General features: G+C 58.1%; 16 protein-coding genes. 8 read left to right on the forward strand and 8 right to left on the reverse strand.

All coding sequences use genetic code 11. From position 1 onward, the window contains the following. Positions 1–344: 344 nt before the first annotated feature. Positions 345–1,175, forward strand: coding sequence for a hypothetical protein (locus ACTG2T_RS19165; protein WP_330124592.1), 831 nt, complete (start codon positions 345–347; stop codon positions 1,173–1,175). Between the two features lie 245 nt (positions 1,176–1,420). Beyond that, positions 1,421–2,047 (forward strand): tetratricopeptide repeat protein, encoded by a 627-nt coding sequence (locus ACTG2T_RS19170; RefSeq protein WP_330124593.1) that lies wholly within the window; start codon positions 1,421–1,423, stop codon positions 2,045–2,047. 103 nt (positions 2,048–2,150) lie between these two features. Here ACTG2T_RS19170 and ACTG2T_RS19175 read toward each other — a convergent pair whose 3' ends face one another. Continuing rightward, on the reverse strand, positions 2,151–2,996 hold the full coding sequence (locus tag ACTG2T_RS19175) for a DUF1194 domain-containing protein (RefSeq protein WP_139433629.1): 846 nt from the start codon (positions 2,994–2,996) through the stop codon (positions 2,151–2,153). Between the two features lie 157 nt (positions 2,997–3,153). Between ACTG2T_RS19175 and ACTG2T_RS19180 the strand changes: the two genes are divergently transcribed. Continuing rightward, entirely contained in the window at positions 3,154–3,921 is a 768-nt protein-coding gene (locus ACTG2T_RS19180) for a hypothetical protein (RefSeq protein WP_330124594.1), read from the forward strand. Continuing rightward, complete coding sequence (locus ACTG2T_RS19185; RefSeq protein WP_330124595.1) at positions 3,905–4,354, forward strand: hypothetical protein; 450 nt, start codon at positions 3,905–3,907, stop codon at positions 4,352–4,354. Before ACTG2T_RS19180 ends, ACTG2T_RS19185 begins: the two co-directional genes overlap by 17 nt. Here ACTG2T_RS19185 and ACTG2T_RS19190 read toward each other — a convergent pair. The 4 genes from ACTG2T_RS19190 to ACTG2T_RS19205 are packed head-to-tail and all read right to left on the reverse strand — an operon-like array spanning position 4,332 to position 9,302. After that, a complete protein-coding gene (locus ACTG2T_RS19190) occupies positions 4,332–4,808 on the reverse strand; it encodes a hypothetical protein (RefSeq protein WP_330124596.1) in 477 nt (158 codons plus the stop codon). The two genes, ACTG2T_RS19185 and ACTG2T_RS19190, sit on opposite strands and share 23 nt — an antisense overlap. Before the next feature lie 11 nt (positions 4,809–4,819). Then, positions 4,820–7,354, reverse strand: coding sequence for a hypothetical protein (locus ACTG2T_RS19195; RefSeq protein WP_330124597.1), 2,535 nt, complete (start codon positions 7,352–7,354; stop codon positions 4,820–4,822). Beyond that, positions 7,351–8,550, reverse strand: coding sequence for a glycosyltransferase (locus tag ACTG2T_RS19200; protein ID WP_330124598.1), 1,200 nt, complete (start codon positions 8,548–8,550; stop codon positions 7,351–7,353). Before ACTG2T_RS19200 ends, ACTG2T_RS19195 begins: the two co-directional genes overlap by 4 nt. Beyond that, positions 8,547–9,302, reverse strand: a complete 756-nt coding sequence (locus tag ACTG2T_RS19205; RefSeq protein ID WP_330124599.1) for an acyltransferase — start codon at positions 9,300–9,302, stop codon at positions 8,547–8,549. Before ACTG2T_RS19205 ends, ACTG2T_RS19200 begins: the two co-directional genes overlap by 4 nt. Positions 9,303–9,601: 299 nt before the next feature. Between ACTG2T_RS19205 and ACTG2T_RS19210 the strand changes: the two genes are divergently transcribed. Genes ACTG2T_RS19210 through ACTG2T_RS19225 form a run of 4 tightly spaced genes read left to right on the forward strand, consistent with a single transcriptional unit; the run spans position 9,602 to position 14,732 of the window. Then, on the forward strand, positions 9,602–10,921 hold the full coding sequence (locus tag ACTG2T_RS19210) for a lipopolysaccharide biosynthesis protein (protein WP_043819779.1): 1,320 nt from the start codon (positions 9,602–9,604) through the stop codon (positions 10,919–10,921). Continuing rightward, positions 10,909–12,315: an O-antigen ligase family protein gene (locus ACTG2T_RS19215; RefSeq protein WP_330124600.1), complete on the forward strand. Its 1,407-nt coding sequence runs from the start codon at positions 10,909–10,911 to the stop codon at positions 12,313–12,315. The genes ACTG2T_RS19210 and ACTG2T_RS19215 overlap by 13 nt, the downstream gene beginning before the upstream one ends. Further along, positions 12,312–13,583, forward strand: coding sequence for a glycosyltransferase family 4 protein (locus ACTG2T_RS19220; RefSeq protein ID WP_330124601.1), 1,272 nt, complete (start codon positions 12,312–12,314; stop codon positions 13,581–13,583). The genes ACTG2T_RS19215 and ACTG2T_RS19220 overlap by 4 nt, the downstream gene beginning before the upstream one ends. A 12-nt stretch (positions 13,584–13,595) precedes the next feature. Then, the gene (locus ACTG2T_RS19225; protein WP_330124602.1) at positions 13,596–14,732 is read left to right on the forward strand and encodes a glycosyltransferase family 4 protein; all 1,137 of its coding nucleotides are present in this window, start codon (positions 13,596–13,598) and stop codon (positions 14,730–14,732) included. A gap of 50 nt (positions 14,733–14,782) precedes the next feature. Here the strand turns inward: ACTG2T_RS19225 and ACTG2T_RS19230 are convergent, their stop codons facing one another. The 3 genes from ACTG2T_RS19230 to ACTG2T_RS19240 all read right to left on the reverse strand — a co-directional run bounded on the left by ACTG2T_RS19230 (position 14,783) and on the right by ACTG2T_RS19240 (position 20,894). Beyond that, positions 14,783–15,823 carry a GGDEF domain-containing protein gene (locus tag ACTG2T_RS19230; protein WP_330124603.1) on the reverse strand — a complete coding sequence of 347 codons (1,041 nt, stop codon included), beginning with the start codon at positions 15,821–15,823 and terminating at the stop codon, positions 14,783–14,785. 302 nt (positions 15,824–16,125) lie between these two features. After that, entirely contained in the window at positions 16,126–19,038 is a 2,913-nt protein-coding gene (locus tag ACTG2T_RS19235) for an HD domain-containing phosphohydrolase (RefSeq protein WP_330124604.1), read from the reverse strand. Between the two features lie 239 nt (positions 19,039–19,277). Next, positions 19,278–20,894, reverse strand: coding sequence for a response regulator (locus ACTG2T_RS19240; protein WP_151286394.1), 1,617 nt, complete (start codon positions 20,892–20,894; stop codon positions 19,278–19,280). Positions 20,895–21,056 lie beyond the last annotated feature (162 nt).

Consider the following 21,056-nt stretch of genomic DNA (forward strand, 5'->3'; position numbering starts at 1 on the left):
AATATTTCTGAAAAGGCCTTTTGATAAGGCCTTTTTTATATCGTGCAGATAGCGGAGTAAACACCGCGGCAAGCCGATAAAAGAGGAAATAGGCTGCATTTTCTATTTCCGTTTGTTGACTGTGGTTTTATCCAGTGATACAAGTGGAGCCGGCTCAAATCTATTGATAATGGACTCATAAATCAGTCGCTGGTTGGTAATACAGTGATTTTAATATTATCTATTGGTTGTGATGACGAGTGGTAGAGCGGAGTTAGATGGAAGGCGTTACTAACACATTAATAGCGCTTTCCATCTAATTACTGTTATGTGAATTATTGGAATCCTACGTAAGTGATTGAAATATGATTTCTGAAGACAACTGGCAAGATCACTATTGGAACTATCTGGCTCGCCTCGAAGTCGGTGCAATCGACCGAAGTTTTGAAGACTTAAAGCCTTGGGATTCTTTAGCTGAAGATTGTATGAACTTAGCTATTAAAGCTCCATTTCTCAAAGGTAAAAACTCAGGTTCAAAATCCATCAAACTTTCTGCTGCATTTTTGAAGCGTACCATGAGTGATTTTAGAGGTGCGTGGTTATTGATTAATTGGGGTTATCCTTACCAAGCTGCATGTGTCGCTGCTTCGCTTTATGAAAATGCACTTGTTGTTAATTGCCTTGTTGAGTGTCAAGACTTGGCTGATGAAGTTCTACTTAACAAGAATGGTGATGTTCCTTGGGGGGCTCAAAAACTTTGCAAAATGGCAGCATACAAAGATTTATACGGGAGCGTTCCGGATGAATTTCCAAATAATGATGAATTTAATACGGCTTGGAAAATGTGTTATCACAACTACAAGCTATTGTGCAAAATGAAGCACCCTACGTTACAACAGGTAGCAGATGAGACAAGGTCTGCCTTGAATCATAAAGGTGAGTTTGCAGTTATCCCATTACCGGACACTCGTAACGAAAGCCTCGCTTTGAAGCATATGTTGATGATTATCTGTATTTCCAAGCTGTTCTCTGCCACCAAATGTTTTGCAAAGGCTGTCGATTGTGCTTCTGATGATCCTGAATATGAGCAATTTTACAGTGAAGCACTAAAAGTGTACTCAAATTTAAGAAGATGTATCGGTGAAAGTAAAATTAAGGATATTTCGATCAAAGCATATGGGTTTAAATTCACATAACAAACTGTTTAAGAGTGGTGAAATTACATGTCAATATGGCAATAACGTCACGACCGGAGCCAGTTCGAGAGTAAGTGTTTTTGGGGAGGGGCGAAGTGGCAACCTGGGAGGGTTTTGATGAGTTTAATAGAAATATTGTAAAAAGACCGCGAATGTCCGATTACGCTTCGCTAATCGAACCTACAGCCCTTGCTTCCGGAAAATATCGAATGCTGCAAGGCAGCTTATTTTAAACTTGAGGATCGATGAATCAACCCATGGCGCTCACTGATGGCTACACGTTCTGCATCGCAGGCACCGGTACGGAATACCGCTTGTGCGCTCCCAATCTGCTCCCCGAAGCGGTAGACCCAATAGCCATGCAGGCTGCTGCCAATCAGTCCCTCGACCTACATCCCTGTGCTGCATTGTCACGAGCTGCTTCAAGAGCTCGGAGCGCTGCCGCCTTTATGTTGCTATGTGTGGGACGAGCCGCGCAGGCAGAAGCCATTCTCCGAGAGGTGATCTCCGCGCAGATGGTTTCAGAGGACGATGTTGCTCGCGTTAGCTCAGAACTACGCCTGGTGCAGGTTTTGCAGCGGCTCGACCGTTTGGACGAAGCTGTCAGCTTGGCCTCCCAAGTAGTTGAACGGTTGCAACCAAACTCCCTTATGCTGCATTTCGCACTGCATCATCTTGGCAAGGCTCTCGTACAGACCGGCGCCTATGATAACGCTCGCGCCGTGCTCTCAGAGGCTCTCTCTCTACGCCAGGCTCTTGGCAAGAGTGAACTTATTGCATCCACTCAGGAGGCGTTATCGTTGTTGCCCTCAGAAGAACAAGAGGCTCAGCATCCATATGGTCAGACCTGGCATATTGGTCAATCGGGCTAATTTCGTCAGGGCGACTAGCCTTTGTGCTCTGCATTCAGATCATCACCGTCACAAAAAAATCAGGGAGCCATAGCTCCCTAATCGCGACACACGGGGTGATTCACTAGCCGATGGCTGGCGTTTGTTGCCAGTTAGCTTGCTGCAGGCGTCCCTGATTACGGCGTTGATAGCGCCAGGCCAGCAGTAGCGGCATACCGAGCAGCAGCTGGGCGGCCAGCGGGATCTCCTCGATGGGGGCGGCCAGTGCCCCTTCCGGAATAATGCCCCCCTCAATTTCGGCCGCCAGTTTGAGCTCCAGCGCATTGCCAAAGTCGGCGAAGGTGGTGGCATTGATGACAAATGCATCCTGACCGCCCGCCACGTTCTCCACATACCACTCTTGCAGTACCCCATCGGCATAGTCCTGACCTATGGTGATGCCGTTGATGGTATCGATGCCGGAGGCGAGCAGTTGATCCCGCACGGTAGAGGTATCCAGCCCGTTGTTCTGGATACCGTCACCCGACACATCCATCACCTGGCGGGCGGCGGTGAAGTTGTTGGTATCAAACTGCTGGGCACCAAAGGCCATGGCCGAACCGGGGGCCGTCATCCCCGCATAGGGGCGTACCAGGGCATCCAGAGTGGCGGCGAAGTTGTTGATGGAGGTCATGTCGTAGAGGTGGAACCAGTCGGTCATCAGACTTTGCTGGTTGCTGCTGCTCCACATGATCATCTGTACGGCGATGGAGCCGAGTTTGCCGCCACTGGTGTCGAGGATGGCGCTTTGTACATCCTGACTGTAAAAGGCGTCCACATACCCCTGTAATTGCAGATTGAATTCCGATGAACTGACGCTGCCTGACACATCCATCAGCAGTTGCAGTTCGGTATCGACTTCGGTCAAGGCGTATGCGGGGGAGGTTACCAACAACATCCCCAGCAGCCCTGCCAACGGTTTGAGTTTCATTGCTCACTCCTTCTCCCTGGCGCTAGTGCCAGCAGGGGGAATGAATAAAGCGTGCCAGCTTTGTTGCATCCTCTGACTTGGCTTGATCCGGGTGAGGCCGGGCAGGCATGGAACTTGCGACAGGGGTCAAAAGCGCTGATAACCGGCAGGAGTTACGATGGAGATCCGTCCCTGGCAGTGGGCACCCAACTGGCTGCTACTTGGTTTGGCCAATCAGTGGGGCATGGTGTGGCTCAATATGGGCCACTTCAATCTGCTGGTGGTGTTGCTGATTGCTATCTGGTGGCAAATTGCATCGCGGGTTGCACCGAGCTGGCGCCCGCATCCACTGGCGCTCGCCCTCTTTATCCTGCTGATCCTGATCCCCAGCGCCAGTTGCAAGGCGCTGGCCTGTCTGCTGTTGGTGGCCTCGCTGTGGCGCCGTCATCAGAGTGGCGATGAGCGGGCGGTGTTGCAGATTGTGCTCGCCTTTACCGTGGCGGTGTTGTGGGGGCAGCAGGTGTTTGCCCTGCTCTCCGGCCCTGTGCTGGCGCTCGATGCCTGGGGGGTGGGCCAGTGGTTGCAGATGCTTGGCTGGGAGACTCGTCTTGATGGCAATCGCATCGAGCGGTTGGGGGGCCATGCCTTGATTGTGCTCAAGGGGTGCTCCTCGTTTTCTCAACTCTATCTGGTGGTGCTCTCCTGGCTGGTCTCCTGCTGCTGGCTGGCGCCGGAGCGCCCACTCTACCGGCAGTGGCCCATGTTGCTGCTGGTTTGCCTGCTCTATATCGGGGCCAATCAGCTGCGGCTGGTGCTGATGAGCCTGGATCTGCGCTGGTATGGCTGGCTGCATACCGGCTCGCTGGCCCAGCTCTATCAGTGGGCCATCATGTTGCTGGTGATGACCATCCTCTTTCTAAGGGAGCGCCATGATTCATCTATCTAGGGGATATCTGCTGCTGTTGCTGGTGGCGCTGCTCAGTGCTGCCGCCATGGGCTGGCGTTATCAGAACCGGGCAGTTAACGAGGGGGCCAAGCCCATGCTGCTGGAGCTGGTCCAGTTGGGATGGCGCTTGCGGGTGGCCACGCCGGTATTGGGCGGCACCTATGTCAGCTATCAGCTGGCCCATCCCCGCTGTGACGGCCTGTTGCAGGCCATGCTGGTGGCGCCGGATCAGGAGGCGATGTCAGTGACGCTGGCGAGTGAAGGGATGAGTCAGGGGGTAATGTTTTTAGGCGAGTTGCACCAGAGCCCGCCGCTGCTCTCGTACCGTCTTACCCAGGGTTGGCGCAAATTGTGGGGGCTGACCCCTTATCCCCTATATCGGGTGGCCTTGCCGACCACCTGCCTCGGCCTTATTGCGCCGCCGCTGGGGTGACCGACCCCGATTCACCGTTTGGCAGAATGCGGATCAGCAAGGTATTGGGGGCCAGCATGGGGTCATAGCGGGGCTCCAGTTCAATGGCGCGAGCTCCCAGCAAGCGGGTGAGTGCGGTCAGCCGCACGCTCGCCATCCGCGCACTCTCCAGCATGTCGGTTTGCAGCCCGGGGCCGCTTACCAGCGCAATCCGGGCCGGATCCTTGCGTCCTAAAAACTGATGCAACTGCTGCTCCTGATCCGCTGGCAGTTGTGTCTCCGCTTGCTGGTACTGCAGTTGCAGCTGGGGCTGTTCAGCCATTTGCTGTTCCCGCAACTGGTTGAGGATCGGCAGGGTCTCATTGACCGGCTCCTGACGGGCGCAACCGGTGAGGATCAGCAGCGGCAACATCAGGGGCAACAGGCGGCGCAGGGCGCAGTCTTTGGCTGTGGAGCGGGGAATCTGGTTGGCCATACGCAGTCACTTCAGGAGGATGAGTTGGCACCAGTTTGCAATGTTTTCAATCCCTTGGCCAGTTGTTCAATCTCGCGGCGCCACTGGATCCAGGCGGCAGAGGGCAGTTGCTCTGCCACCTGCCAGCGGGTCGGCAGCTGATCCCGCAGGCGCTCCAGCAGCAGGGCGGCTTCCACCTGATAGCGGGCCTCCTGCTCCAGCCAGGCGAGCCAGCGCAGATCCTCGATGGCTTGCTGCAACAGCAACAGATCGTGGGAGAGGCGGTGCGCCTCGCAGGCTTGCGGGCCGAGCAGCATAAAGTCGCTCTCCCGCCCGTCGGTGGGGTCATAGGGCAGGGCGGTGGGCATGCGGCCATGCCACTGCAAATAGCCCTCGGCGCCGCTTTGCCACAGATAGAACCCGGCGGCTCTCGGGGTGCCCAGATTGTAAAACCAGGGGGTGACCTTGTGCTGTCGCACCCGCGCCACATCGGCCTTGTCGGCGCCAAAACCTGCGTTGATCAGGGCAATCTCCACCTCTGCCAGCAGACCAACTTGACCCGGATGATTGAAGTGGCCTGCGCGGATCACCGCCGGATCCCGCCGTTTCATCTCCCGCGCCAGGCTGGTGATGGCGGGCAGGGTGGCGAGATCCGGCTCATCAAACAGGCTCCATGCCAGCGGGGGCAAGCCGCTGGCGGTCAGTGCCTGTTGCCGCGCCTGCCACTGATCAAGCTGGCTGGCAGGGTCACTCCCCCAGCGCTTGAGCGGGGTATAGGCCAGCAGGGGCGGCACAAAGCCGAGCCCGGCCGCCTCTCCCATGATCTCCCGCATCCCCGCCTCATCCTGTGGCAGGGCGGGTGAAAGGCCGCTGATCCCGAGCTTGGCGAGCCGCTCCAGATCGCAGCGACTGGCCTCTGCGATCTGCTGCTTTAGCGCCTCGGGGTCGGGGTTCAGCCAATTCAGATACGGGGGGGCTTCGACATAGATGCCGACCGGCTTGCTGGCCGCGGGCAGAGTCAGCGGCAGCACCTCGATAGTCAGCGGTAACTGCACCAGTTGCTGCTGGCTGAGCAGCTGAATATTGCCCAGATAGTGACCGGCAGGCGCATCGCGTGGGACGGTGATCTGCAGTACCAGACGCCGAGGTACGCCTGCCAGCAGGGTGAGTCCGACGATCCCCTCGACCAGCTCCTGATCCGAGGGGGCTAGCAGGGTGCCGCTCGCCTGCGGGCGAACCAGATGCCACTTGCCGTAATAGGGGGTCAGCGCCAGCGGCGATCCTGCCTGTTCGGGGGGCTGGATCACCAGCAATGGGGCCGGATCGTCGGTGGCGGCGTGGATGGCAAACTCCAGCAACAGCTGGCTGCCACGGGCGGCCAGCACCGGTTGCGCAGCTTGCGTCAACGCATCGGCTGCAGATAGCGGGGCGATCTGCAGGGTTGGGGCGGCATCCGTAATCGGCGTGAGGCTTAGCTGCTGCGAAGCTGGGGTTGGGGAATAGGGGGCCAGAGTCCACTTTTCCAAAAACAGCTGGCGCTGCTTGGTCAGCACGCTTGCGGTAGCGTCGGCCAATACGGCGAGATCTTTTCCACTATTCGGGAGAGCCTCTTTGCTGGTGCTGGCCGGATAGGGGGCAAGCAGCAGCCCCGCTAGGTATTTGGCATCCGGTGAGTGACCCACCAATGTGATAGTGAGCGGGCCGCCGCGGTGGTTCAGGGTGACATGGACCGGGCCGCCTTGACGCGCCCCGAACAGCTGCCAGGGATCCGGATTTGGCAGTGCCTCGCGGGATTGTCCCGCCAGATAGCGCTGCGTGAGCCACTCCTGTGGTTGCCACTGTTCGGCCCAGATGGGCTCGCCATTGACCAGCACGCTGCGCTCGAAGGGATGGGGCAGGTACTCCCATTCACCTGGGTCATCCAGCCAGAGGGTGAGCTGGTAGCGCCCCTTGGCGACCTCCAGCCGTACGCCATCCAGATTGCGCAGCCCATCGCGCACAAGGGCATCGCCGGAGGGGCGCAAGATGGGGGTGGGATGGCCAATCAGCCGGGGATCCCCCGGGCTCAGGGGCTCAAAGCCGGTAAAGCGGGGGGCGGTGGAGGCCCCCAGATCCAGCGCAATGGTGCCCTTAGGCAGGGTCAGACCGGGCACCCAGTACCAGCGGTGAATGGTCATGGAGGGGGCGTTATCGGCCATAAAGAGATAGAGCTTGGTGATTTTGTCCAACGCCAGCGCTCTGGGTTGGCTGGTGCGCCACTCGCTCAAGGCAAAGCGCTGGGTGAAGGGGCCGGGTGCGACAATCCGCTCCAGATTGACCCGGCTGCGGTAGTTGACCGAGGCCTCGTCGTCGATACGCAGGATCAGGGTTTGCGGGTGGGCGCTGGGGTTATGGCCCTCGATCACCAGTTCATCATCGCTGCCTATTGGCCAGTTGTGGGTGCTCAGATCGAGCCGCTGGGGTGTCTGGTTACTGGTTAGGGGCAGCGGGGTCTGCCCCTCCAGCCGGGTGGCGGCCATTGCTGCATGGCAGCAGAGCAGGATAACCAGCCAGAGCCCTCTGCTCATCTGGCCAGCCCCTTTAGCCAGTTGTTCAGCTCGGCAGCCTTGTGATCCCAGCTTTGCAGGGCCACCTGCTGTTGGCGAGTGTGGCGCCCTTCGCTGCGGGTGAGCCCCTCCCAGCCACTCTCCTGAAACCAGCCCGGATTGGATTGATCAAAGGCGGCCCGATTGATGGCCTGGGCCAGGCTCTCTCCATCGTGGGGCAGCTGGATCTGATCCCGATAGCCATCGAGAGCCGGAAAATCGGTGCTGACGATGGGGCGCCCTGCGGCCAGATACTCGCGCAATTTCAATGGATTGCAGGCACGGATCTGGGCGTTGTCGACAAAGGGCAGCAGACTCACCTGCCAGTGCTGGGCATAGGCCGCCAGCGTGTGATGGGGACGGGGCCCCAGCAGATGGATATTGGGGAGCCCCTTGAGGGGGGAGATATCGGTCTGGACCGGGCCAATCAGCACCAGATCCCAGTGAGGCAGGGCGGCAGCCGTCTCTGCCAGCAGGGGGATATCAATCCAGTCGCTCAGGCTGCCGTAAAATCCGGCAATGGGGCGGCCGGAGGGGAGATCCGCCGGGCGTTCTCTGGGGGGCATAAACAGCTCGAGATCCACGCCGTGGCTGAGGAGCCGGGTTTTATGGGGGGGAAAGCGGCTGGCCAGCGCGGGGCTGGCGGCCAGAATGAGATCGGCTTTTTCCACCAGTCGGGCTTCGCAGTGGGCAATGGCTTGATGATCCACCCCTGCCAGCGCCGAGAAGTCATCGCCGCAGTAGTAGATCACCGCCCTCTCATCCAGCTTGCCAATCAGATCGACGGCGCTGGGCAGGGAGATCCAGAGCAAGGGGCGATCCAGCTCGGGCAACTGGCGCCGGATCTGCGCCGCCAGCCAGTGGCCATTGATCTTGCCCGCCAGCCGACTGCCCGGCAGTGGCAAGGCGAGCGGCGGCAGAACCCGGGGGCTGCTGACCTCTGATGGCGCAACCGACTGGCTGCCAGCATGGCGCGCGCCGCACAGCACCGCCCCCAGTTTGCGGACGATACGGGTGAGATCATGGAGGGTAAAGCGGGGACAGCGCATGCCGATGGAGTTGACCCAGAGCACTTGATAATCGGGCAACAGACGCTTGATCAGGTGCTGGGTGCTGGAGGGGTGCTGGCCCCAATCCTCGCCCAATACCACCAGTTGCGGCAGTGAGTGTGGTTTCATGCAAAGGTCTCCGAAGCGTGTGCGGGGTCGCTGTGATCTTGTGGCTGCAAGGGGCGCAGTACGGTGGCCGGTACACCCGCAGCCAGCACACCTGCGGGCAGATCCCGGGTGACGACGCTGCCTGCGGCGACAATGGTGCCGGCGCCTATAGTGACACCGGCCATCACCATCACCCCGGTGCCAAGCCAGACATCCTGCTCCAGCACAATGGCCCCCACCTGTTCATCGCGATCCGGTTTACCAAGAGCGCGGTCGCGGGCGTTGACCGGGTGCCCCGGGTAGCCCGCCAGAAAGGCACGCCCTGCAATCCGGACGTTATCCCCCAGCACTATCTTGCTGCCTACCGCCAGGGTGGTCTGCCAGCCAATGCCGACATTGCGGCCAATCACCAGCTTTGGCGTCTGGCTCGATGCCCGGCCGCTGATGGTCATGGCGGCGCTGAGGCGGCAGTCGGCACCAATTTCGATGGTGACCGGACCGCTGATATAGGGGATGCCGCCATAGAGATAGAGGCGCGGGGCGGGGGCCGTGAGGCGAGATTGAAACAAGGGTGTCCACCAGAGGGTGCGGGTCAGGGTCGCCAGCGCGTTGTTGCCCAGCAGATAGAGCCGATAAAGCAGCCGATGCAGGGGTGGGATCACGGGGAGTGACCAGTGGCGGGCGCTTTTGGCCAGACGCCATACCCGGCGAGCCAGTGGCGTCTCTCCCTGTTTGGCCCAGCTTTTCATCCGGTGCAGGTTGATGGTGTTCATGGCGACCTCTCCCTCTGGTGCAGTCCGTTGCTCGCTAAGCAGAAAGCAGGGATCGGGCCAACAGGACGACCCCAGCGTGATCGGGCCAAATGGGGATAAGAGGAGAGTCAGATTGCGCCGGTCGGTGCAATTTGCAGCCAGCGTTGTGCAAAACGCAAATGCCAGTCTCATTCTGGGCTTGTTCAGGCCGGTTAAGCCGCACAGAGGGGCTATCGCTTCAGGGCGGGAGTGAGTGGCGTGGGCTTTGCATTAGCGGTAGCTGACCCGAAGCGGGATGCTTCGGGAGGCTGGGAGGCCCTATGAAACTTGGTGTAAACCAGATTGCCATGCTCTATTACGCCGGCGGCTTGCTCCTGATGAAGGGGATCTCCCTGCTGATGTTGCCGGTGCTGACCCATCAGCTGCTCCCTCGTGAATACGGTCAGCTGGAGGTGCTGCTCACCCTTATCAATCTGGGCTCCCTGATCCTTGGCTTCGGGCTGGTGGATGCCCTCTACCGCTTTGCCGGACTGGCGAAAGATGAGCAGGAGCGCCAGCAGGTGGTGGCCCGCATGTTTGGGCTGGTCTGGCTGATCGCCCTGGCCAGTCTGGTGCTGCTCTGGCTGTTGGCACCTGTGGTGCAAGCCTGGCTGCCGGTGGAAACCCGCCTTGCGGATGTGCGCTGGGTGCTTTGCGCCCTGCCGTTTGAAGGGGTGATCGGCGTGCCACTTGCATGGCTGCGGATGCGCAATCAGGCCCGGCTCTTTTTCGTGGCGACCGCAGGCAAGGCGGTGATCCAGTCGGTGCTGACCGGCTGGTGGCTTTGGCTCGGCTGGGGCGTGAGCGGGGTGCTGGCTTCCGGCACCCTGACCTGCGTTGCACTGGCGCTGCTGCTGAGCCTCTGGCAATGGCGAGATAGCGGGATCCGCTTTGACTGGCAGCACTATCGGCCGCTGCTGCGCTATGGATTGCCCCTGGTGGTGAGCGGGCTGGCAGGCTTTGCCCTGAGCGGACTGGATCGCTGGCTGCTGGCCGATGTGGTGGGGGAGGCGCTGCTTGCCTACTACGCGGTGGCGGGCAAGCTGGCGCTGGCGGTGGGGCTGTTGCTGCAACCCTTTGCCCTCTGGTGGTATCCCCGCCGTTTCATGCTGCTGCGCGAGCCGGATGGACTGCGGCTCAATGCCCACTACAGCGTGATGGGGTCGGTACTGGGGTTTGTCACCGCGGGCATCGTCGGGCTCACTGCCCCCTTGCTTATTCGCTGGCTGACTCCCGAGAGCTATCATGGAGCGATCGCCTATATTCCGCTGCTGGTGCTGGGTATGGCGGTGCGCAATGTTTCGGACTTGCTCAATGTCGGCTGCTTTAGCGGCGAGAAGAGCAATGCCCAGATGGTGATCAATCTGGGCTGCAGCGCCCTTGGGGTAGCAGGCTTTCTGCTCGCCATCCCCCCCTTCGGGGTCGCCGGGGTGATCTGGACCCTGCTGCTGGTCTATCTGGTACGGGCGCTGGCCTTTTATCTGGTGAGCCAGCGGTTGCTGCCGCTGCCGTATCGCCTCTCGACCCTCTGGGCCAGTTCCCTCGGGGCGCTGGCGATGGTCTGGCTCGGCCAATGGTGGGCAGGATCATGGCTCGTCTAACGCCAGCCATCTGGGCAAGCGCCATCTGTCTGGTGCTGGCCCTGCTCTGGTGGCGGTTGCCCCATCCCTTGCTGCTGCCGGTGCTCGGCCTTGCCATTCCCGCTATCTGGTTTGCCCTGCGCTGGCCCTTCTTGATGGTGCTGGGGTTTGTCACCTTCTCCTTTTTTCGGCTGCATGAGGTGTTCCCCCAGCTCTATCCCCTCAAGATCCCGCTGCTCTTCTCGCTGGCCGCCATCGGCGCACTGGTCTGGCACATTTTGCTGACCGGCCGGATCAAGCCCTACTGGAGTCCAGCCCTGAGCTGGCTGACGGCCTTCTTTGTGATGGTTTCCATCGGTGTGCTGTTTGCCAGCAACCGGGGCGAGGCGATCGCCACCTGGACCGGCAGCTATAGCAAGATCTATCTGATGACCCTGGCCTCCGCCTGGCTGGTGCGCACCCCGGGGGATTTTGCGCTGGCGGTGCGCACCTTCGTGGTAGCGGGTTGTCTGGTGGCGCTGGTGGCCCTCTACAACAAGGCGAGTGGGATCGGGCTGGTGGAGGGGACCCGGGTGACCATAGGGCGCGAGCTGGGCTCTGTGCTGGGGGATCCCAACGATCTGGCGCTGGTGCTGCTCTTTCCTGCCGGCTTTTCGCTGAGCTTGCTGCTCAATCAGGGCAATGGGGTGGGAGGGCGTTTGCTGGGGGGGCTTGGCTTTGCGCTGACTGCGGCCGCCATTATCGCCACCCAGAGCCGGGGTGGTTTGCTGGGTATCTGCGCCGTTGGTGGCCTGTTTGCCTGGCAGCGGGTGAAGTCGAAAACCCTGTTGATCTCGCTGGGTATGGTCGCGCTGGTGGTGCTGTTTGCCGCCGCCGGGATCAGCGATCGGGCATCTGGCGGCGCCGCCGAGAGCGGGGTCGATGCCTCGGCCATGGGGCGGATCTACGCCTGGCAAGCGGCCTGGGGCATGGCGCTGGGCCATCCGCTGGTGGGGGTGGGCTTGTCCAATTTCTATTACAACTACTTCTTCTACAGCCCCCATTGGGATGGACTCAATCATGCGGTGCACTCCACCTGGTTCGGGGTGCTGGCTGAAACCGGCTTTGTCGGGCTGGCGCTGTTTATCGGCATGGTGGCGGTGACCCTGCGCGGTGGCTGGCGTTGCCAGCTTGCTGGCATGCCTCCTGCAGTGATCACTGCGATGCAGGGGGTGATGGCCAGCATGGTTGGGTTTGTGATTTCGGGATCCTTCCTGACCCAGGGCTTTACCTGGCCCATCTATCTGGAATTGGCGCTGGCCGTCGCCGCCATCAAGTACGTGCAGCAGGCGGCCAGAGAGGTGAAGGCCACCTCTGAGGATCATCAGGAGGCAACCCGGTTGCCGGCAGTGCTACCAAAGGGAGCAAGAGGATGAACGCAACCCCTGTTTTGCTGGTTCACTACGGAGAGGACTGGATCCGCGGCAGCGAACGCTGCCTGCTGGATCTGCTGGCCCACCTCGATCGCAGCCGCTTTACGCCGTTGCTCTGGTGCAATAGCCCGACGCTGGCGGCAGAGGTGGCCACCCTCGGGGTAGAAACCATGGTCGAGCCGTTCAGCCTGCTGCTGGGATGGCAGGCGCCCCGTTTTGATCTTGCGGCCCATCGGTGCCTCTCCCGGCGAGCCAGAGAGCTCATCACCGAACGGCAGATTGGGCTGGTGCACGCCAACAGCGCGGCTCCTTGTCAGTGGCTGGCGGGGGTCTGTCGGGCGTTGCAGGTACCGCTGGTGTGCCACCTCCATGCCCGTTATCAGCCCAGAGACAGATTCAGCTTGCGGGTCCATCGGGCAAGTGTGCTGATCGGGGTGAGCGAGCCGGTGTTGACCGGTTGGCGCCAGGATGGCTGCGCGGCCGATCGGTTGATCCGGGTACCCAACGGGGTCGATGCCGCTCGCCTGAATGGCGGTGCTCACTGGCCGGTCGTCGGCATGCTGGGCTTGCCACCGGGGGATATGATCATCGCCACCGTTGGCTCCCTGATCAAACGCAAGGGGATTGATCTGCTGATCCGCTCGCTGGCTGCCCTGATGGCATCGGGGGAGGAGGCTCAGTTGCTGATTATTGGCAGCGGCCCGGAGCGGGAAGCATTGATGGCGTTGGCTGTCGAGCTCGGGGTGGCCGAGCGGGTCCACTTTTTGGGCGAGCGGCCGGACAGTGCCGCTATCTTGCGGGGCGGGGTGGATCTGCTGGTCTCCGGAGCCCGTGAGGAGGTGTTTGGTCTGACGTTGGCGGAGGCGGGCATGTTGGGGCTCCCGGTCAGTGCCTATCGGGTGGGCGGCATCCCCGAAGTGGTGGAGGAGGGGGTGACCGGCTTGCTGGCAACCCCGGGGGATTGGGCCGAGATGGCTGATCACTGGCGGCAATTGAGCAATCCGCAGCGCCGATGTGAAATGGGGCGGGCCGCTAAGTTGCGTGCCGCACAGTTGTTCACGGTGGCGCGCTATGTTGACGAGGTCACGGCGGTTTGGGACGCCGCGCTGGCTGGTCGTTGGCACGCAACGGCCCCCACACCCTTCCGACCACTCATTCATTGGGCGGGGCAACGACTCCTTGCCAGAGGTCGCAATATGCTGGCGAGTGGGATGGCAAGAGTGGCGCAAAAAGTGCAACTGGGGTTTGGCCGCCGCAAGGTGCCAGAGTAAGGGAGCAGCAAGATGAGCATGCAAACTGAGCCGGTGTTTGGAAAGATCATCGTCGTGGATCCCATCCCGTTTCGCGGTGGCTCCAAGGTTGCGACCGAAGTGCTGCTCGATGAGTTGGCCAAGCGGATGCCCGGGCTCACATGCCATGTGTTGACCCAGGATCCCGACTCCTGGTCCCGTTGTCAGCATCATCCTCTTTGGCTGCCCCACATATTGAAGGGGCGGGAGTCCGGCATCGGCTATCTGCTCAAACAGGGGTGGCAGACCCTGCTGATCCTCTGGCTGGTGTTTCGTCTGGGGGAGGTGAAGTGCCTGGTGGCGGCGTCCGGGCCGGGGGTGGATCTCTGCTGTTACTGGGCTGCCCGCTGGTTGCGGTGCCGGGTGGTTCAGCTGATCCATGGCCCTGTGGGGTGCTCGGGGCTCTCTGCCAGAGCCTTGCAACGGGCGAGTTTTGTCTTTTATCTGGAATCAACCCGCAGCTCCCTGGCGGCATTGCTGGCCCGGCTTGGCGAGACCGAGTTTCCGTCACACTGGCAGCCATTTACCAACGGCTTGAGCGAGATTGATTGGCCCAAAGCGACCCTGGGGGGGACTCGTATTTTGTGGGCGGCCTCGTTGCTACGCTGGAAAGGGCTGGAGACCATGCTGGCCGCCCATCAGATGATCCCTGACGCTCGCCCCGAGCTGATGGTGTGCTATCTGCAACCCAGGGGCACGCTGCAGCCCTGCAGCCAGCCTCAGCCACAGCTGCCAGACACGCACTGGTATGCCAACCCCGCCAATCTTGACGAGATCCGATCTCAATGCGGCATTTTTGTCTCCACCAGTCATCTGGAACCCTTTGGTCTCTCCATTCTGGAGGCCATGGCGGCAGGATTATGCGTAGTGATCCCGGCCGATGGCGCCTGGTGGGATCGACACCTCACCGATGAAGTGAATTGCCGCAAATATCAGCCAAACGATCCCGGCGATCTGGCGCGGGTGCTGGCCAGCCTCAATGCCATGCCCGACGTGATCAAGCGACTTGGCCATCATGCCCGCCTGCATGCCATGGCCCATTACAACGCGGCGGATACCTATCAAAGCACACTGGATCAGTGGGAAGGCATGTTGCGATGGGATGCGTTGAGCCTTGCCGTGCATGGTTAGCGCGCAGTGATTCCCCACGGGAAGGATGGTGGCGTATGAGGGACTTATGGTCAGACTGGTTGCGGGAGGCTGGGTGACTCCGCCACTCTGATGCAGTTACGGCCGGATGATTTGGCGGTGTAGAGCGCAGAATCAGCCAGTTTTACCAGTTCAGATGGCTGCCAGTGACTCGATGGTCTGAGGCAGGCAACACCCATGCTAACGGTCACCAGACCGGTGGCATTTTGTGCGTGTGGCTGCGCCAGTGCAAAAATCAGTCGCTGGATATGTTGGGCAATTTCATAGGCGGATTGACGCTCGACATGTGGCAGCAGGATGACAAATTCCTCTCCGCCGTAGCGAGCCACCAACTCCCCCGAGCGGCGCCCGGATTGCGCCAGGGTATGGGCCAGCAATCGAAGGCACTCGTCACCGGCAACGTGGCCATAGAGATCGTTGAACTGCTTGAAATGATCGATGTCGAGCATGATGAGCGCAATCGGCATCTCTGTCTGAATACAGTGTTCCCAGGCCTGGTTCAATGAGTTGTCGAACAGACGACGGTTGCCGATATTGGTGAGCCCGTCGGTATTGCTGAGCGCTTTCAGTTTCCGGTTCGCTTCCGCCAGCTCCTTGGTTCTGAGCTCGATAATGAGCTCCAGCTCATGTTGGCGCTCCTCCAGACTGGTCATCGGGTAAATTTCGCTTTCCCGAGCAGCACTGTAAGGGATGGAGATACTGCTGTGAGCAATTTTCCACACCATGGCTTCGTGTCGAAAAATCAGCACCAGTCTGGCGGTTCTGCGGGAGAGGATAGGTTCTGATTTCGGTAGATGGATATGGAAGAAGGCGGTCACAGCCACCACATCCGCGGCCAGATCTTGCAGGGTCACATCGAGTATTTCCAGGCGGATCCTGCCCGGGATCTGGGCAAAATCGCGGCGGGTTATCCGGATCCACTCATCCCTATCGGTAACCAGAACATCACTGCTGCCGGCAAAACCGCTGAAATTGTCGCTAAACCGCGTGGTGAGCCGATCATCCCGTGATGAATACATCTCGATGTACTCGTCAAACAGTGAGCGGATCAACTGTTCCCGTTCAGTGGTCATTGCGCTGGGCCCATGTGAAGTGGTCACGTTTTTCAAACGTTCGATTGAACTATAGTCAATTATGTCATTTTAATTGGCTATCTATCTTGATTTTTCTCGTTTTTTTGTTCAATTTCCGCACTTGGCAAGTGTCCGTAAGGTCAGTCAGAACAAGGTGCCATGTAGAGGGTTAGCATGGCTGTCCGGTGCATATCCTCCCCATCTCTATTGCGCATCGGGGTGACCACCGGTGACAAGACGGCGGGTCTGCATGCAGATCCCCAGACTGCAGGCATCAGGTAACTCAGAGTGCCTCGCGGCGATCAATGGCTGGCGAGATAGGGGCTGATATCCACCTCGTCAATGAGCTCCGGGCTCATGTAACGCTTGGCATAGCGCAGGTAGACGCCAGAGCGGAGAAAGAGCGCAAACAGCTCGGGGTCGATATGGTGATCCTGTTGCATGAATCCCATGATGCGGATGGCCTCCGAAAGAGATTTGGCTTTCTTGTAGGGGCGATCGCCGGCGGTCAGCGCCTCGAAGATATCGGCGATGGCCATCATCCGGGCAGGGATGCTCATCTCGTCCCGTTTCAGCCGCTTGGGATAACCAGTGCCATCCATCTTCTCATGGTGTCCCCCTGCGATTTCCGGCACCTGTTTCAGGTTGGCGGGGAAGGGGAGTTTTTCGAGCATGATGATGGTCTGGATCATGTGCTCGTTGATCTTGTAGCGCTCCTCATCTGTGAGGGTGCCCCGGCGGATGGCGAGGTTGTAGAGCTCGCCGCGGTTATAGAGGTATTCAGGGGTGTTGACCTGAAATCCCCAAGGGTTGTCAGGGGCAAGGCGGTCGCGGTTGCTGCGGGTGAAGAGGTGATCCGGGCGATCGGCCAACAAGGGTTCGGTGACCGGCAGCGGTGGCTCCGCGGCCCGCTCTTTGCGCGCCAGTTCATCCTGAGAGATCCCAATCCGATCGGAGAGCGTGCGCTGCCAGGTGCGGCCCGCGATCTGTTGCAGCCTTGCAATATCCTCTGTGGCCATAAATTCGCCCCCTTCGTTGCAACGGGCGATAAAGGCAAACTCCTCATCCAGCTGTTGCCACTGCTGTTGCAGCGTGGCCTGTAACGTGGCCTCATCACCCCCATGGAGACGTGCCTGCCAGTAGGCAATCTCGGCATCCCGTTTCAGCACTTCAAAGCGCATCCTGACCTCGTGAATGCGATCGCACAGGGTTTCCAGCTTGGTGGCCTTGTCGACCACAAACTCCGGAGTGGTGACTTTGCCGCAATCGTGCAGCCAGGCTGCGATATGTATTGCTTCCCACTGTTTTTCATCGAGCGAGAAGTGTTGGAAGGGGCCCTCCTTGGCCTCACATGCCGCTTCTGCCAGCATCTTGGTCAGTTCGGGGACTCGTTGACAGTGCCCACCGGTATAGGGGCTCTTGGCATCGATGGCCCCTGCGATGAGCTGGATAAAGGCTTCCAGCAGATTGCGCTGCTCCTCCAGCAGTCGCTGGGTGGTGAGTGCCACGGCGGCGGTGGAAGAGAGCGCGTTGACAAATGCCATCCGCTGCGGGGTCAGGGACTTCTTCCGTTCATCGATCAGAAACACCAGGGTGCCGAGCAGTTGGCCATCACGGTTATTCAGGGCAATCGGCCAGAAGGTCAGCGGCGTGTCGCTCTCCTCAATGTAGGGAAACAGGATCTGCAATTCGCTGGTGACCAATGCAACGGGTTCCAGTTCTACCCCTTGCAAGCTCTGGAACAGTGGATGTTTTGGCTGATTGAGGGTTCCGATACTGTGGATCGGCGTTTGCTCCTGCACCTCGCCATTCCAGCACAACCCTGCCAGATCCAGCGTCTTGTTGCCGCTATCGGAGAGGTAGAGCATGCAGCCTGTTGCACCGGTCAGTTGCTGCATTTCGGTGAGCAGCCGCACCAGCAAGCGGGGGAAACTGGTCTCGCTGGAGAGGGAGGTGGAAAGCTGCAAAAAGCGCTGGATGGTCGATTTCATGTCGCCCATGGCCTGGGAGAGATCGATGATTTCAGCAATATAGGAGTTGACTCTGATCGGATCGTTGAAGTCGAAGTGGGCGATTTTTCCTGCTTCTTGAGTCAGGTCATCAAGGGGCCTGGCGGCGGTTCTGGCGAGCTTGATGGCCGCGAACAGGGCAAAGATCAGGAAGATGCCCGACAGAAGGAAGGTCTGATTGCGAATGGTGAAGGCGGTGGCCAGCAACTCATCGACAGGTGCTGCAATCCAGAGGGTTAATTTTGACCCATCGGCTTCCGGTAAAGTGATACGCATTCCTTGCCAATCATTGCCCTCTGATTTAAAGGAAAGACTATCTGCCTTCTGATTCTGACTGGCATTCATCAAGTGTTGGATCATAGGCAGGTCGGCTTCGGTCACTCTTGCAAGTCGATAAGCGCCATGTTCATGAATCACCATCCCACCTTTATGACTTGTCATTAGCTCGCCCTGCTCATTGACGATGGCTAGACGCATATTGGGGGTTATCTTGGCGGATTTGAGCAGGCGCTCGATAGCTCGGAGGTTCAGGCTCATCCCTATGACGCCAGCCCCATTTTGCATTGGTTCGGCAAAACTCAGGTACATCTCCTGAGTATCGTGCGAGATATAGAGAGGGGATTGCACCAGCTGTCCACTCTGCTTGGCCTGAATAAACCATGGATGCTCTATTGGATCAAAAAATTGTCCTGATTCCTTTTGCCGTTCAATGATGGTGAGATTGTCGGCCAGCGCGAAGGTCTCCGTAAGAGTGGTTGCCTCTTGATGCCGGATGCTCTTCACGATCCAGCGGGTATTGGCGGGCGGCGTTAGGTGTTGTACCTCGGTGTCGGCAGGCCAGCGCATGAGCCAGAATAGATCGCCGTTGTTGTAACCGGCATACACCGCGTTGGCAGAAGGTTGTCCTTTGAGCAGGGTTGTCATGTAGGGAAGGCTGGCCATCCGCTCTGACAGGGTCTTGGCTTCGGTCAGGCGCTGTTGGGCGAACAGATTGACGCTTAAAGCTGAGGTGCTGAACAGCCCTTCTAAAGCCTGAGTGGTGATTTGGCCAATCAGGGTGAATCTGTCTTCAGCCTCTTTCATCAGCATGGTTTTGGTTTGCCGATATTGGTGACCAAGAGTGATCAAGGCAAACACCAGCAATAAACCCAGAAACAGATGGGCAATATGAACATACAAGGGGATAACGCGGCGAATGAGATTCATGTTATCTCCTTAAATGGATGGGTTTGTTGAGTGGGGTATAAATGAGATAGCCCAACAGGATAATAGGTAGCTTCATGGTGTTCGCCCTTGCTGCATGCATTAAAGAGACCCCGTTGCGTAAACCACCAGATGACGATAAATGGAAAGGGGTGATAAATCCTTTTTTTTATTCACCCATCGCACTAGCCAAAAATGATCCACGGCGATGTTACCGCAGAGTTCTGTGATCGTGATTCTTTTCACTCTGGATATGGATTGAAACCCTCTTTTTGCGGGAAGTGCGCCGAGATATTCAGCAGCCTGGTTTCTTCATCCAGCGACACAGTAACGGTGGCGCCATGGGCTTCCAGCATGATTTTGCCATGATAGCCATTGTGACTGTGTGCTTCTTTGTTGTTATTAGAGGATGGGAATCTGTCGAACAGAGAGAGGACATTGTTGATATCCAGCAAGGTCGAGCTATCAATATTTAAAATAATGCTGTCGGGGTATTTCAGACAGACAATTTCCACGCAGGAGGAGGGCTCCGCATGCTCACAAGCGAGCCGTGTCAATATTTGAAACGCGGAATAACAGAGAAATTCGTCACCTGCGATGAATAGCTCGTCATAAAGGTAATTTTTGGGTTTGGTCAGCTTGATATCGAGCTTTTTCTCGGCATAGAGATTTTTGAATTGCACCGCAAGCCGGTTGAAAATATTAAAGAGCTGGACTTTACCCGCTTTCAAAACAAAGGTGCCGGTTTCAATCTGGTAAATCTCGCTGGCCAGCCGGGTCAATGCCAGTGCATCGCCTACAGATTTTCTGGTGATGGATAGCTGGGTTTTTTGGAGCATGTTGAGCGATGAGTCGGCCGCCAGCTCTTCCAGCAGGTGTAGCGCGTTGAGCAGGGGCTCCCGAATTTCATAGCGGATATTGAACTCGAGGCTCTCTTTGAGCGCATTGAGCTCAAGCATCTGATCGAACTCTTTTTGCAGATCTCTTCTGGCATGCACCAGCCGCATCAGATTGGCAATGCGAAAACGCAGCATCTCGATGTCGATCGGCTTGGTGATAAAATCGACGGCCCCCAGTTTCATCGCCCGTTTACGGGAATAGATATCATCCAGTGCCGTCATAAAGACGATGGGGATGTGCTCTGAGTGGGGATGTTCACGCAAAATTCTGGCGACATCGAATCCGTTCAGGTTGGGCATCATGATATCGAGCAGCACCAGATCGGGTGGATTATCTGATTGGCAGATCCTGATCGCTTTTTCGCCATCCTTGACCAACTTGAGATGAAACTCTTTGCGAAATACCGAGGTGATCAGCATCAAATTATCTGGAACATCGTCAACCACCAGAATGGTTGGACTATCCTGATTGCTGGCGACCAGATCGCTGTTGGAAAAACGGTGCAAACGACCGAATTCAAATTGTGAAAGTGGGGGCTGCGACTGGCTGGTTGCCAACAGCAGCCGAGTGATCCTGGTTTTAAGGGTATCGGGCTTGAGCGGGGTCAAGATAATGTCAGAGACTTTCGCCTGGACAAATTGTTCTATCAATGGGCGATCTGTCCCTGAGGTCAGGGTCAAAAATGGCAGTGTGTGATGAGGTGCCCTACTGCGAATATTTTTCAGCAGCGTGAGCAAGTTTGCCGAATCGAGATCGATATTGCAGATGATCATGGCGGCAGGGCCATCAGCCACGCAACGTTCCAGCGCCTCGACACTCTCCACCACCGTAATCTGGCTTATGCCAATGGCTCGTAACTGATTGCATAGCGCATCGCTGTGCACATTATCTTTTTCCAGTACCAGCGTGGGCCCGGAAATTATTTTTGCTATGTCCATATGGCTATCTGATGTGCCCATCTGTCGCTGTATCCTGCCAGCTCATTTTGAGCATGATAATATAGGGTGCATGACCCTGGTCAACCGATACCTCTGCTACCTTGCGCTGGAAATATAAATCTGCAAGCTGGCTCATCACCCAACGTGATAAAGAGAGCAATCCGATATCATCATACCGTTGGT

It is taken from the genome of Aeromonas sp. 75A, assembly GCF_051919425.1.
Taxonomy (GTDB): domain Bacteria; phylum Pseudomonadota; class Gammaproteobacteria; order Enterobacterales; family Aeromonadaceae; genus Aeromonas; species Aeromonas veronii.